The sequence below is a fragment of the Ekhidna algicida genome (assembly GCF_051379705.1).
Classification (GTDB): domain Bacteria; phylum Bacteroidota; class Bacteroidia; order Cytophagales; family Cyclobacteriaceae; genus Ekhidna.
Genome location: NZ_CP179868.1, coordinates 3,117,021 through 3,129,813, shown reverse-complemented (window position 1 = coordinate 3,129,813; position 12,793 = coordinate 3,117,021). Strand labels below are relative to the sequence as shown.

The 12,793-nt window shown below is 41.5% G+C and carries 14 protein-coding genes; 8 read left to right on the top strand and 6 right to left on the bottom strand.

The features are described from left to right. Positions 1–83: 83 nt before the first annotated feature. The 3 genes from ACL8WY_RS13965 to ACL8WY_RS13955 form a co-directional block, all read right to left on the bottom strand. A complete protein-coding gene (locus ACL8WY_RS13965) occupies positions 84–737 on the bottom strand; it encodes a CPBP family intramembrane glutamic endopeptidase (protein WP_436515366.1) in 654 nt (217 codons plus the stop codon). 81 nt (positions 738–818) lie between these two features. Continuing rightward, entirely contained in the window at positions 819–1,193 is a 375-nt protein-coding gene (locus ACL8WY_RS13960) for a DUF1801 domain-containing protein (RefSeq protein WP_436515365.1), read from the bottom strand. After that, on the bottom strand, positions 1,193–4,552 hold the full coding sequence (locus ACL8WY_RS13955) for a methylmalonyl-CoA mutase family protein (protein WP_436515364.1): 3,360 nt from the start codon (positions 4,550–4,552) through the stop codon (positions 1,193–1,195). Before ACL8WY_RS13955 ends, ACL8WY_RS13960 begins: the two co-directional genes overlap by 1 nt. A 216-nt stretch (positions 4,553–4,768) precedes the next feature. On the opposite strand from ACL8WY_RS13955, the gene ACL8WY_RS13950 reads away from it, so the two are divergent. The 6 genes from ACL8WY_RS13950 (at position 4,769) to ACL8WY_RS13925 (ending at position 8,554) form a co-directional block, all read left to right on the top strand. Further along, complete coding sequence (locus ACL8WY_RS13950; protein WP_436515363.1) at positions 4,769–5,518, top strand: DUF3667 domain-containing protein; 750 nt, start codon at positions 4,769–4,771, stop codon at positions 5,516–5,518. Between the two features lie 4 nt (positions 5,519–5,522). Next, positions 5,523–6,026, top strand: a complete 504-nt coding sequence (locus tag ACL8WY_RS13945) for a uridine kinase family protein (protein ID WP_436515362.1) — start codon at positions 5,523–5,525, stop codon at positions 6,024–6,026. Positions 6,027–6,039: 13 nt separating this feature from the next. Continuing rightward, positions 6,040–6,492: a hypothetical protein gene (locus tag ACL8WY_RS13940; protein WP_436515361.1), complete on the top strand. Its 453-nt coding sequence runs from the start codon at positions 6,040–6,042 to the stop codon at positions 6,490–6,492. Positions 6,493–6,620: 128 nt separating this feature from the next. Continuing rightward, a complete protein-coding gene (locus ACL8WY_RS13935; RefSeq protein WP_436515360.1) occupies positions 6,621–7,598 on the top strand; it encodes an acyl-ACP desaturase in 978 nt (325 codons plus the stop codon). 44 nt (positions 7,599–7,642) lie between these two features. Beyond that, positions 7,643–8,029 carry a VOC family protein gene (locus ACL8WY_RS13930; protein ID WP_436515359.1) on the top strand — a complete coding sequence of 129 codons (387 nt, stop codon included), beginning with the start codon at positions 7,643–7,645 and terminating at the stop codon, positions 8,027–8,029. Between the two features lie 45 nt (positions 8,030–8,074). Then, complete coding sequence (locus tag ACL8WY_RS13925; RefSeq protein WP_436515358.1) at positions 8,075–8,554, top strand: SRPBCC family protein; 480 nt, start codon at positions 8,075–8,077, stop codon at positions 8,552–8,554. Positions 8,555–8,632: 78 nt separating this feature from the next. Here ACL8WY_RS13925 and ACL8WY_RS13920 read toward each other — a convergent pair whose 3' ends face one another. From ACL8WY_RS13920 to ACL8WY_RS13910, 3 genes are all read right to left on the bottom strand, one after another. Next, positions 8,633–9,127 carry an aspartyl protease family protein gene (locus ACL8WY_RS13920; protein ID WP_436515357.1) on the bottom strand — a complete coding sequence of 165 codons (495 nt, stop codon included), beginning with the start codon at positions 9,125–9,127 and terminating at the stop codon, positions 8,633–8,635. A 100-nt stretch (positions 9,128–9,227) separates the two neighbouring features. Beyond that, complete coding sequence (locus ACL8WY_RS13915) at positions 9,228–10,004, bottom strand: LytR/AlgR family response regulator transcription factor (RefSeq protein ID WP_436515356.1); 777 nt, start codon at positions 10,002–10,004, stop codon at positions 9,228–9,230. Further along, positions 9,976–11,145, bottom strand: a complete 1,170-nt coding sequence (locus ACL8WY_RS13910) for a sensor histidine kinase (protein ID WP_436515355.1) — start codon at positions 11,143–11,145, stop codon at positions 9,976–9,978. The genes ACL8WY_RS13915 and ACL8WY_RS13910 overlap by 29 nt, the downstream gene beginning before the upstream one ends. 92 nt (positions 11,146–11,237) lie before the next feature. Here ACL8WY_RS13910 and ACL8WY_RS13905 point away from each other — a divergent pair, with 92 nt between their 5' ends. Together ACL8WY_RS13905 and ACL8WY_RS13900 are read left to right on the top strand one after the other, a co-directional pair. Beyond that, a complete protein-coding gene (locus ACL8WY_RS13905) occupies positions 11,238–11,909 on the top strand; it encodes a DUF2461 domain-containing protein (RefSeq protein ID WP_436515354.1) in 672 nt (223 codons plus the stop codon). Positions 11,910–11,957: 48 nt separating this feature from the next. Beyond that, on the top strand, positions 11,958–12,788 hold the full coding sequence (locus ACL8WY_RS13900; protein ID WP_436515353.1) for a DUF6597 domain-containing transcriptional factor: 831 nt from the start codon (positions 11,958–11,960) through the stop codon (positions 12,786–12,788). Positions 12,789–12,793: the final 5 nt, after the last annotated feature.

Here is a 12,793-nt window from a genome sequence, read left to right as displayed (position 1 = left end):
ACCTTTTGATCGACACTCCGGAAACTTCGGTGAACATTGCCTACTATTCGCTTACAGCTGATTTAAATGAATCACAAGGGATTTTACCAACCCTGTGTTTCGACGATTAGGCTCAACGAATTGACTAGCCAATGCACAATTATCACTTTCCATAGTGACCTCCCATCGAAGTAATAGACCAAACCATAAGCCAGGCCTCCCACTGCCGTGGAAGCAATGCCTGCCGGCCCTTGATAACTATGTGCAAACCCAAAGAAGACAGACACCAACAGTATCGAAATCAACCATGCCCATTTTTTTGAACCGAAAACAAAGGCTAGTTGCGGAATCAAAAATCCACGCCAAACGAGTTCCTCAGGAATAGCGGCGAAAAAGAGCATCAAAAAAATCCAACCTATGATATTGGCTGGCTCATTGGTATCCGGCGTTACTGCTTCAATATTTTTAGGATATGGGAATAACGTGTGAATCCAATCTTCAATAAAGTAAGCCCGAATGACAAAAATTAGTATGGCCAGACCTATCGCAATGACTATTGTTTTAAGCCAGCTTTTTGGAGCAGTCAATCCTAACGCTTCTGCTGGACTGCTTTCTTTCATTCCAAAATACTGAGCAATGAGTAGACCAGCCAATAGTGCTTTGAAAGGTCCAAGAAAATTCAGGAATGGCACCAAGTAGATCACAACAATCAGCAGAAAGTAAGCAAGTGTAATCCAGCGATATCTACGGACAACCATCCTATCAATTTGCAGCTAGCAATTGGTAAAACAAAGTTGAAATACACGAGCGGCTTATTCCTGACTCATCAGCTATTATGATTAGCAATCAAAGTCCTCGCCTTTCTTCCACATATCAAGTGCTTTTTTGACAAAGCCCTCAATTTGTGTTTCTGAAGGATTTGTTGACTTCTTGAAACGAAGGCATCCTTTTCCATGATCAATTCCTTCCAAAAGCTTGCCAGATGGGTCTACTTTACTGGCATTGCCTACGTAGAGTGCAACGTAGTTTTTCTGAGCGTTTAGCTGAAACATGACTCCCTTTTCATCGGCATAGCTCAGCATTTTGTACTTTATTCCTTCTACAATGTCCGGCTGAGCTAAAAGGATTGCTCGTAGCTCCATGAGTGTGCCTTTTCTCCAATCCTCCTCAAGAAGTTCGAGATATTCTACGGGTGTTGAAGCTTCATATTGCATTACATATTTCGTCTATACTGGCCACCTACCTCAAACATGGCATGAGTTATTTGACCCAATGAACAATACTTAGTTGCTTCTATTAAGGTGGCGAAAGTATTCTCATTGTGAAGTGCTGTTTCCTGCAATTGAGTAAGCATCTCGTCGGATTTTCCAGCGTTACCTTCTTTCAGGGCATTCAGGTTGGTGATCTGTTGCTCTTTCTCATCTTGTGTTGCTCTGATCACTTCATCCGGTATAATGGTAGGTGAGCCTTTTGAAGAGAGGAACGTATTCACACCAATAATCGGTAATTCTCCTGTATGCTTTTTGGTCTCGTAGTAGAGAGATTCTTCCTGAATCTTGCCTCGCTGATACATACTTTCCATCGCACCAAGCACACCTCCTCGCTCGGTAATTCTGTCAAACTCAATCATGACAGCCTCTTCTACCAATTCGGTTAGTTCTTCGGTAATGAATGATCCTTGCATTGGATTTTCATTCTTCGCCAAGCCCAGCTCTTTATTGATGATCAACTGGATGGCCATAGCTCTACGCACTGAACCTTCTGTAGGCGTGGTAATAGCTTCATCATAGGCATTTGTATGCAAGGAATTACAGTTATCGTAAATCGCATAGAGGGCCTGGAGTGTGGTCCTGATATCGTTGAAGTCGATTTCTTGGGCATGAAGAGAGCGACCTGAAGTCTGAATGTGGTATTTCAGCTTTTGAGCGCGCTCGTTTGCTCCGTACTTCAGCTTCATGGCTTTGGACCAGATTCGTCTGGCTACACGCCCAATTACTGCATATTCTGCATCCACTCCATTAGAGAAGAAGAATGAAAGATTTGGCGCAAAGGCATTGATGTCCATTCCTCTGGATAGATAGTATTCCACGAATGTGAATCCATTTGCGAGCGTAAATGCAAGTTGCGTGATCGGATTTGCTCCAGCCTCTGCGATGTGATAGCCTGAGATAGAAACTGAATAGAAGTTTCTCACATTGTTGTCAATGAAATACTGCTGAACGTCTCCCATGAGTCTCAGCGAGAACTCTGTGGAGAAAATGCATGTATTTTGCGCTTGATCCTCTTTTAGAATGTCTGCCTGAACAGTTCCGCGGACTGATGAAAGTGCTTTCACCTTCATTTCCTGATAGACATCAGCCGGAAGCACCTGATCTCCTGTCACGCCCAGGAGCATCAAACCAAGTCCGTTGTGTCCTTCCGGAAGGTCGCCTTTGTAAACCGGCCTAGCGACTCCACGGTCCTTATAGATTTTTTCAATTTTCTTCTCTATCTCCTTTTCCATCCCTTTCTCTACAATGTACTTTTCACATTGCTGGTCAATGGCTGCATTCATGAAAAACGCACAGATGGTTGCTGCTGGACCATTTATCGTCATTGAAACAGACGTGGTTGGGTCGCAAAGGTCGAAACCTGAGTATAGCTTTTTGGCATCATCCAGGCAGCAGATGCTTACTCCAGAATTACCAATCTTGCCGTAAATATCCGGACGATAATCCGGATCTTCTCCATAGAGTGTTACCGAATCAAATGCTGTGGAAAGTCTCGCAGCAGGAAGTCCTTGTGATACATAGTGAAAGCGCTTGTTTGTTCGCTCCGGTCCGCCTTCTCCGGCAAACATTCGTGTTGGATCTTCACCTTTACGCTTGAATGGAAATACACCTGCCGTAAATGGGAACTCTCCCGGTACATTCTCTTGCAGGCTCCAGTGCAGGATATCGCCCCATCCTTCGTATTTCGGTAGTGACACTTTTGGAACTTTGGAATGGGAAAGAGTCTCTGTGGTCGTCTCTACCTTAATTTCTTTTCCTCGAACCTCATAAGAATATTCATCGCCTTCGTAGTTGGCCTTTTTATCATTCCATCCTTCGATGATCTTCAGGTTGTGCGGATCAAGATCCAGTTTCAAATCTTCTTTGGCTTTGTCGATCGCAGTAAGTGCATCTTTCTGGTCTTTGAGGATTTCGCCAGACTGCTCCAGGCTATAGAGCTTTTGCGCAACCTTACGTTGCTCAAGTGCTTTTTCATTATATCCTCTAATTGTTTCGGTAATCTCGGATAGGTAGCGTGTTCGCTTAGGTGGAATGATAAACACCTTCTCGCTCATCTCCTCAGTGCTTGCGAATGAAGACTTCAGGTCTGAGCCAGTCTTCTCAGCGATCAAATTCATCAGCGATAAGTACAGCTGATTCATGCCCGGATCGTTGAATTGAGATGCGATGGTTCCAAAAACGGGAAGGTCTTCAGATTTGGCATCCCAAAGTTGGTGATTACGCTGATACTGTTTTTTCACATCTCTCAATGCATCCAGTGCTCCACGCTTATCAAACTTGTTGAGCGCGATGATGTCAGCAAAGTCCAGCATATCGATTTTTTCCAGCTGAGTTGCAGCTCCGTATTCTGGTGTCATCACGTAGAGCGAAGCATCTGAGTGATCGGTGATCTCGGTATCTGATTGACCAATGCCCGAGGTTTCTAGGATGATCAAATCGAAGTTGGCTGCCTTTACAATATCTATGGCATCCTGCACATATTTGGAAAGTGCGAGATTTGACTGACGTGTAGCAAGCGAGCGCATGTAGACACGTTCGTTAAAAATCGCATTCATCCGAATTCGATCACCCAGCAATGCACCTCCAGTTTTGCGCTTGGATGGATCTACAGAAATTACAGCTATGTTTTTGTCTCTGAAGTCTACAAGAAAACGACGGACAAGTTCATCAACCAATGAGGACTTTCCTGCTCCTCCCGTACCCGTGATTCCCAGGACCGGCGTGTTTGCTGCTTGCTTTCGCAACGCTTCCATCTCCTCTTTGTTCTGATCCGGATAGTTTTCTGCCGCTGAGATCACTCGTGCGATTGCTGCGTGATCTTTCGTACTGATTTGCTTCACCTGTCCATTGAGATTTTCACCCACGGCAAAGTCGCTTTGCTTTACCAGATCATTGATCATGCCTTGCAATCCCATTGCCCGTCCATCGTCAGGAGAATAAATGCGCGTGATGCCATGATCGTGCAGCTCCTTGATTTCTTCTGGAAGAATGGTACCACCTCCACCTCCAAAGAGCTTGATGTCTGCCCCGCGCTCTTTGAGTAAATCATACATGTATTTGAAATACTCCACATGCCCACCTTGATAGGAAGTGATCGCAATCGCTTGGGCATCCTCCTGAATCGCGCAATCCACGATTTCCTGTACGGAACGGTTATGACCGAGGTGAATCACTTCACAGCCTGTAGACTGTATGATCCTTCGCATGATGTTGATGGCAGCATCATGTCCATCGAATAAAGATGCGGCTGTAACGATTCGAATGTGATTCTTGGGCTTATAAATCTCAACTTCTGGGGTCATGTTGCTTCAATTTGGGAAAGTAAAGTTACTGAAAATGCAGATGATTGGAATGTATTTGGATAACCCGAGAATTTGAGAAAGGTTCATTGGTTTTACACATATTGATATTCTACTTTGTTTTAGAAATCAGTTGATTGGCAAAAGAATTTTTATAGGTAAAAGAGATATTATTTATAATTCAACTATAACATTATAAACTTTGGCTAATTTCATTGTATGCCTGACGCTACTTCCAAACATTGCCTGAACTGTAATACTATACTCACCGGAAACTACTGTCAGGAGTGTGGACAGTCTGCTAAAATCCAGCGTATAACCTTTAAGGAGGCGATTGATGACTTTTTTAGCTCCACTTTTGCATTGCAGGGGCCTCTCCTGTTTACACTCAGATCCTTAATTGTCAAACCTGGAAGGATGTTTCGTGAGTTCGTTGCAGGAAGGCGAAAGACTTATTACAAACCAGTTGCTTTTTTTATTGTACTAACTGCCTTCTTCTTAATTCTAAAAGCCTTGATGGATTACGACCCACTGGCACGTCAGTTTCAGCAAACCAATGAAGAAATCCATCCGCAAGTACTAAAATTCAAGAATGCAGCAACATTCATGGTGACGCACATCAATAACATCATGCTAATCCTGGTGTTTTCCATCGCCAGCAACCTGAAGTTGTTTTTTCGAAAGCGATATAATTTCACCGAATACTCGACGATTGGCTTCTATATCACAGGTATATATATCCTATTTACAACGGGTGTAATGTTGATCGATAATTATCTAGTGGCTACTCCCAAAGTGATGATGTTCGTTTTTTTGGCTTTTTATATCATCTATTCCTGCTCCTCTTTTTTTCAACCAAAATCTTTTCTTGAATACTTCAAGTATTTATTCGTTGCGATATTTAGCATCATTCTTTACATAACTGCCGGGTTTGCGCTGAGCTATCTTATTGTAAATTTCCAGTCTTAAATCCATGCCTCAAATTATCGGAATCGGCGGATGTAGCAGATCAGGAAAGTCAAGCCTTGCATGTAGGATAAAAGAGCAATTGTCTTCAAAACAGGTTTTGCTTTTGGATATGGATGACTATGTGTTTCCTGCATCGCAGATTCCGAAAATCCAAGACCGCACCGATTGGGAACGGCCCGAATCAGTGGACTATTATCGTCTTTGCCAGGCAATCGAGGAAAATGGATCTGCCTATGACGTAATCGTCGTTGAAGGAATCCTGGTTTTTGCCAATCAGCAATTACTCAGTTTGTTTGATACGACTGTCTGGATACAAGTTTCAAAAGAAACATTTTTGGATCGACGAAGAAAAGAAACTCGTTGGGGTGATGAGCCGGATTGGTTTCTTGAGCATGTGTGGAAATCTCACCTCCAATACGGACAATTTCTCGAGGCTGATTTTATTATTTCCGGTGAAGCGGAGGTACCAGATCTAACATTCAAAGAACTCATCTCATCATTGAATTGAATACTTTTATTGTGTGAAAGCATTCATCCTACTCCTTTCATTTCTCATTGCAGGATCATCCACCGATGAGTTTAATAAAGTGCAACGTCAGGCGGATGTGACTCAAGTCCGTGTGTCTGGACAAGAAAACAGGTATTCGTTTTCGGTAACTATCTCCAGTCCTGATACAGGCTGCGAGCAATATGCCGACTGGTGGGAAGTAGTATCAGAGGAAGGTGAATTGATTTACCGCAGAATCCTGCTGCACAGTCACACAAATGAGCAGCCTTTTATTAGAAATGGCGGCAAAGTAGAAATTACTAAAGATCAAATGGTGTGGGTCCGAGCTCATATGAACAATACCGGATATGGTGGAGCTGTGATGAAAGGTTCTGTTGGAGATGGGTTTAGCATTGCAGACTTTCCAAATAACTTTGCAGCGGGACTGGATAAGGTGTCGCCATTGCCCGATGGCTGTAATTTTTGAATGCCCGATCATCGTGGGATTTCACCATTAAACACCGCTAAAAGCATTTAGCATTTTTCTTTTAATCTTATGGCTATAAACTTCAATGAAAAGGGCTACAATCCGATTCATAGAAATACCTTCGTGTAATGAACTTGAATAACATTCGAAAAGAAGTGATGCAAACCCTCGAGAAATCGATGGATGAGCTATTGGGGAAATACCTAAAACCTATTGAAGAAATATGGCAGCCTTCTGATATTCTTCCTGATTCTAATTCTCCTGATTTCATGGAGGAAATACGCGATATTCAGGGACATTCAGCTGAGATGGACTATGACCTTTTTGCAGTCCTCATTGGCGATACCATTACGGAAGAAGCCCTTCCAACCTATGAAGCCTGGTTGATGGACATGGATGGAGTGAATCAAGAAACCAGAAATGGATGGGGACAATGGGTAAGAGGATGGACAGCAGAAGAGAACCGTCATGGTGACTTGCTAAACAAATACTTATACCTATCTGGCAGAGTGGATATGAGAGAAATGGAAGTATCTACCCATCATTTGCTAAACGACGGATTCGATATTCAAACTTCAAGAGATCCTTATCGTAGCTTCATCTATACCAGCTTTCAAGAACTAGCCACCAACATATCTCACCGGAGAGTAGCTAGTCTGGCTAAAAAGGCAGGAAATACACTTTTAGCTAAAATGTGTGGAATCATAGCCTCAGATGAGGCACGTCATGCGAGTGCATACAAGAATTTTATCAAACGTATTTTCGAAATAGATCCAAGTGAGGTCATGATCGCTTTTGAGGATATGATGAAGAAAAAGATTGTGATGCCCGCTCATTTCTTGCGAGAATCAGGCGGTAAGATTGGCGAACTTTTTAAGCACTTTTCTGATGCTGCACAGCGAACCATGGTCTACACCACGCAGGATTATATTGACATTCTGAACTCACTCATCAAAGAGTGGAATATTGAGAATATTGGAGGAATCAATGAAAAAGCAGAAGAGGCCAGAGACTATTTAATGGCTCTTCCTCAAAGGTTGGAAAGACTTTCGGAACGAGTGAAAATTCCCGAAAAGCAATTTCAATTTAAGTGGATTGAGGCGTAGCGTTTTTGATCACTTTATAGGCTGACAATTAGCATGCACAGTTTATGAAAAACGAAATCTTTCAGCTCACACTTGTCGTTCGGGATTATGACGAAGCTATCCAATTCTATACCGAGAAGCTAGGTTTTGTATTGCTTGAAGATACTCGATTGAGTGATGTTAAGCGCTGGGTTCGTGTAGCTCCTCCCGGCTCTACCACTTCCCTCCTTTTTGGAAAAGCTGCAAGTGAGGGTCAGGAAAAAGCAATTGGCAACCAAACCGGAGGTCGGGTTTTCTTATTTATGCACACTGATGATCTGGATGGATATTACTCACTCCTCAAGGCCAATGGTGTAGAAATAGTAAGAGAACCCTCTGAAGAAGAATATGGTAAAGTATGTGTCTTTGCAGATCTCTATGGAAACCTGTGGGATCTGATTGAGCCAAGGTAGATTGTCTGTTTTGTTACCTCTTGATATTTACATAACTTATCTAGAGTGAAAACAATAATGAAATTCAACGGATCTATCGACATTAAACAATCACTAGAAAAAGTAGCTGAGCTTTTTGCCGACCCCGTTAATCTCAAAGAATACCAGGAAGGTTTCGAGAAGAAGAAGCTCTTAGAAGGCAACGCTGGAGAAAATGGTGCCATCTCCAAGATGTACTACAGAAATGGGAAACATAAATTGGAGCTTACGGAAACCATCATCAACAACGACCTACCCCATTCCTTTGAGGCAATCTATCATCACAAGCATATGGACAACTCTATGAAATGTACGTTTACAAAGCTTGAGAATGGACAAACTCGCTATGAAACGACCGTAGAGTACACACGGATAGATTGGGTTATGCCAAGACTTATAGCCTTGCTATTTCCAGGAATGTATAAAAAACCTGCTCGTCGTTGGATGGAGAATTTTAAGCTTTTTGCAGAAAAAACTGAGAAGGCCTTTAGCTCCAATCTGAACTAAATCTATTTCGACGCGGGCGGGGCGCTTATAATACTCTACTATGATAATTTCCCCACCCTGCATCGAAAATTCTTATGCTTAATCAAGCCTTGCCATAAGCAATTTCTTTTTTTGATAATCGATGATTGCACCGTGACTTTCCAGAAAGTCATTGCCCAGAATGCCAAGTACTCGTTGTTGACTTTGTGAAAGAATCGAATTGAGACCACTTAAATCTGAAGCTGAAAAGCTAAATGAACGATCCCACGAAGCGCCCTTAATGGCAAACGAAACCTCAGATGTGCGCATTAGCCTCGATCTTCCTCCAAATCCCATGAGGCGATTATCTACATCTATAAAATAGGTGAAGTTGTACTTCTTCGATTGCGTAAAATCCAATAGAGAGATGCTTGCTCCGGTGTCCACAATAAATTTTGACCACTTGTCATTCACATAAGCCTCCACGATGATGATGTTGTGATAGACTTCAAAATCAACGGCCGTATTGCCTTGATCGGTTGGTACGTCTAATACACGGGAGCAGCCACCGAGGATAATTAAGTAAACGATCAATATGAGAAGCTTGCGAAACATCACCTATTGAAACGTATTCTAAAAAAGCATCGCCAAAAGGATGGGACGAACTGGAAATGAAGTGACCAACCGTTGCGAAATGTACAGCTGGCACAAATAGTTATGACTTTACCTTCATAGAGAGCTGGGCTTTAATGTCTGCTGCGAAACTCCTCCCCGAAATTACCTTGGTGGAATTACACAACTCAAACTCGTACTCACCCTTACCGAGGTATTGAACTGTATTGATGTTGGCCAGATTTACAATGTATGATCGATGAATGCGTATAAACTCCATGGAACTAAGCTCATCTTCAAGCTTCTTCATGGTTTGCTTATAGATGTAAAAACGATTTTTCAGATGAATTTTGCAGTAGTTTCCATGTGCTTCGAACAGCATGATATCTGGATAATCAATAAAGACATCCCAACCTTTTTCAGTAATTTTTATTTGTGGAGCTTCTGATTGGAGTTTCTGTTCTCCTTGGTTAATCAAATCCGATATCTTCTGATTGATTTCGGAGGATCTCCTTAAGTAAACAAATTCCTTTGCTTTTTCGACTACCCTGTAAAAACGTGAATTTTCATAAGGCTTCAAAATGTAGTCAATAGCATTGTACTCAAAAGCTTTGAGTGCAAAATCATCGTAGGCCGTAACAAAAACCACATAAGGCTTATAGTCAGCCGGCAGCTGAGATAGCACATCAAACCCAGTGCCGTCAGGCATCTTCACATCCAAAAAAACCATCTCCGGCTTTTTGAATTGGAGCATCTTCACTGCATCTTCCACACCTGTAACTTCACCTACGATTTCAAATGAGGGATCTGCCAGAATAAGCTTTTTTATTCGTGCCGAAGCATAAGGTTCGTCATCGATTAAGGCTGTTGATATTTTCATTTTTGGTGGTTCCCTTCCTGATTTTTATTTCAACAATAAATCCGTCTAATGCAGATTTTGCGTTTACATTCAACTCGTATCCCTCTCCATACGATGTTGTCAGCCGATGCTTCATATTGGTCAATCCAATACCAAATGAAACATTGGAATCATTCTTTTTTCCCGCGCCATTGTCAATAATTTCTATACAAACGTATTCATCCTCTTCATACGCTTTGATTGAAATTTCGCAAGATCCCGTTTTATTGTAGAACCCATGCTTGATGGCATTTTCAACAGCCGGCTGAAGTATTAAGGTAGGTATCGGAAACAACTTCACTTTGGGGTCAATGGCAAAACGTGTCACCAGACGCCCCTTAAACCTGATTTGCTCCACTTCAAGGTAAAGCTTTGCCATTTCCACTTCATCTTCAAGAGATACAAGTTGTACATCTCCATCTTTTAGAATTTTTCTAAGTAATAGTCCCAACTTGGCAATCATTCGCTGTGCTAAAGGCACATCCTCTTCCATCAGCGCTGATATGGTATTAAATGAATTGAATAGAAAATGAGGATGCAGCTGATTCTTTAGTGCGCTCATTTGCGCTTTTACCAGGTTTGATTCCAATTGTACGTTCCTAAGTTTGGCTTTTCTCAGCTTTTTCTTAGAGTGGAAGTGCATGAGTAAAAATGAAATGACCCAATATTCAATGAAGGTCTTTGATAGTCCCAAAACTCCGGATTGAATATCCATTATGAATTGACTATTGAAATTGAGCAGGTAAGCTGTATAACATCCGCCATTATAAATAAAGAGTGCTCCCACCTCGTGAACCAAGGTAAGCGCAATACCCAGCACAACATATGAAGCATTGCGCCAGACTGTCTCAGTGAGCTTATTTGCAATTAGTATCAGTCGAAACAAAAGGGGTGAAAGCAGAAGCCAGACACCATAATTGATTATTGGAAAAAAGTACACAGCCTGTTCCAGTTTCTTAACCTCCACAGGGTCAGTTTTGAAAGATAGAAGCAAGTAGCTCTGGAGGCCAGTAAGAAATGCTACAACAATAGTAGCCAATAAGGCACTGAAGAAACTGATAGGTAATGATCCAAAATATCTTCTAATCCCATTTATCATACCCGCAAGTTCACGCAAAAGCATGATCAATGGTTTATTTTATATGCAAATAGGATATTTTGTGACGAACAGGAAGCTGAACTGCGACAAGCTGTTTTGCGTTTTAATTTTCTTCTATGAAAGAAACACTATCCTTCCTCAGCAAACTCAACAAAAACAACAATAGAGAGTGGTTTCAATCTAACAAGTCGGAATATCAGCTAGCCCATCAGGAAATGATTGCTTTTGCCGATAAGCTTATCAGTGAAATGAATACCCATGATGTCATTGAGACACCTTCAGGGAAAAAGAGTCTTTTTCGTATTTATAGAGATGTCCGTTTTGGAAAAGATAAGACTCCTTATAAAACGCATTGGGCAGGCTTTATGCGTCGTGCCGGAGCTGATCGACGAGGTGGATATTATTACAGGATAGGTTTGAATGGCGCAGAAGTAATGGGTGGATTCTTCAACCCAAACACTCAGGATCTTTTGCATATTAGAAATCAACTGGCACAAGATGGTGATCTATTGAGATCGGTTATTGATTCAAAACAATTCAAGTCTTTTTTTGGCGAATTGCTCGGTGAACAATTAAAAACTGCACCTCTTGGATTTGAAAAGGATCATCCTGAAATAGATCTGCTGCGGTATAAACAGTTTATGATCAAACATGATTTCAGCAGAGAGGAAATGGCAGATCCTGATTTTGCCAAAAAACTTTCTCATGCGTTTAATCAGATGCGTCCATTTTTTGATGTAATGACCGAAATGTTAACAACGGATCTCAACGGGATTTCTTTAGTTTAGAATCAAAGCGTATTTTAATGATCGAAATCAGGACTTTCATTCCCGCCTATGAATATAGAAGTACATCAATTATCCAACCACCTCTCCAAATACGTTGAATCGGTTTTCCACCTAAAAGATTTTTTTCCAGATCATTCCATTGAGCGTGTGGTGCCGACAGGGCATGTATTTCTAATTTTTGAAATGGATGGAATTATCAGAAATACATTCGATAACGAAACACTTGAGCCCAACAACGCCTACGAAAAGGTCTGGATTTCTGGTGTCCACAAAAACTACCTTTCCATTTCTGCCCACGAAAATTCAGAGATGTTTGTCATTCAGTTTAAACCGTTTGGTGCTTATCCATTTCTCCATTTTCACCTAAGTCAGATTCATGATAAAGTAGTAAGCACGGAGGAGTTTTTTGGCGATGAGTTGAAAAACCTGAGAGATGAACTTATGACACTTTCCGATTCATCTGAGAAATTCAAAAGAGCTGAAGCTTGGCTGGATCATCGATTCGATGACGGAAAACTGCCTCCTCAAGTGTTACTGGATTTCTACGAAAAATTGCAAAATACCTCTGCAAGCAACTTTGCTGAAATTGTAGAAGCCTATCCAAAAACACAAAAGCACCTAATTGATCAATTCAAAAAATTCATCGGTATCACACCAAAGTCTGCACAGCGGATTCTTCGCTTCAATGATATTCTGCACAAAATTCATAATAAGGAGATGATTACCTGGGCGCAGGTAGCATATCAATGTGGCTTCACTGATCAGTCCTATTTTATTAAAGAATTCAAGCACTTTTCAGGATTCAACCCAGAGGAATTCATTGATCAGGAATTCAAGCAAGACGACCCAAACTTTTTTCCGCTCGATCGGAGAGGTTAATTTTT

What these genes read in the sequence shown, in the direction of transcription:
- ACL8WY_RS13965 (WP_436515366.1), bottom strand. Translation starts at nt 737, where the DNA reads ATGGTTGTCCGTAGATATCGCTGGATTACACTTGCTTACTTTCTGCTG.
- ACL8WY_RS13960 (WP_436515365.1), bottom strand. Translation starts at nt 1,193, where the DNA reads ATGCAATATGAAGCTTCAACACCCGTAGAATATCTCGAACTTCTTGAG.
- ACL8WY_RS13955 (WP_436515364.1), bottom strand. Translation starts at nt 4,552, where the DNA reads ATGACCCCAGAAGTTGAGATTTATAAGCCCAAGAATCACATTCGAATC.
- ACL8WY_RS13950 (WP_436515363.1), top strand. Translation starts at nt 4,769, where the DNA reads ATGCCTGACGCTACTTCCAAACATTGCCTGAACTGTAATACTATACTC.
- ACL8WY_RS13945 (WP_436515362.1), top strand. Translation starts at nt 5,523, where the DNA reads ATGCCTCAAATTATCGGAATCGGCGGATGTAGCAGATCAGGAAAGTCA.
- ACL8WY_RS13935 (WP_436515360.1), top strand. Translation starts at nt 6,621, where the DNA reads ATGAACTTGAATAACATTCGAAAAGAAGTGATGCAAACCCTCGAGAAA.
- ACL8WY_RS13930 (WP_436515359.1), top strand. Translation starts at nt 7,643, where the DNA reads ATGAAAAACGAAATCTTTCAGCTCACACTTGTCGTTCGGGATTATGAC.
- ACL8WY_RS13920 (WP_436515357.1), bottom strand. Translation starts at nt 9,127, where the DNA reads ATGTTTCGCAAGCTTCTCATATTGATCGTTTACTTAATTATCCTCGGT.
- ACL8WY_RS13915 (WP_436515356.1), bottom strand. Translation starts at nt 10,004, where the DNA reads ATGAAAATATCAACAGCCTTAATCGATGACGAACCTTATGCTTCGGCA.
- ACL8WY_RS13910 (WP_436515355.1), bottom strand. Translation starts at nt 11,145, where the DNA reads ATGCTTTTGCGTGAACTTGCGGGTATGATAAATGGGATTAGAAGATAT.
- ACL8WY_RS13905 (WP_436515354.1), top strand. Translation starts at nt 11,238, where the DNA reads ATGAAAGAAACACTATCCTTCCTCAGCAAACTCAACAAAAACAACAAT.
- ACL8WY_RS13900 (WP_436515353.1), top strand. Translation starts at nt 11,958, where the DNA reads ATGAATATAGAAGTACATCAATTATCCAACCACCTCTCCAAATACGTT.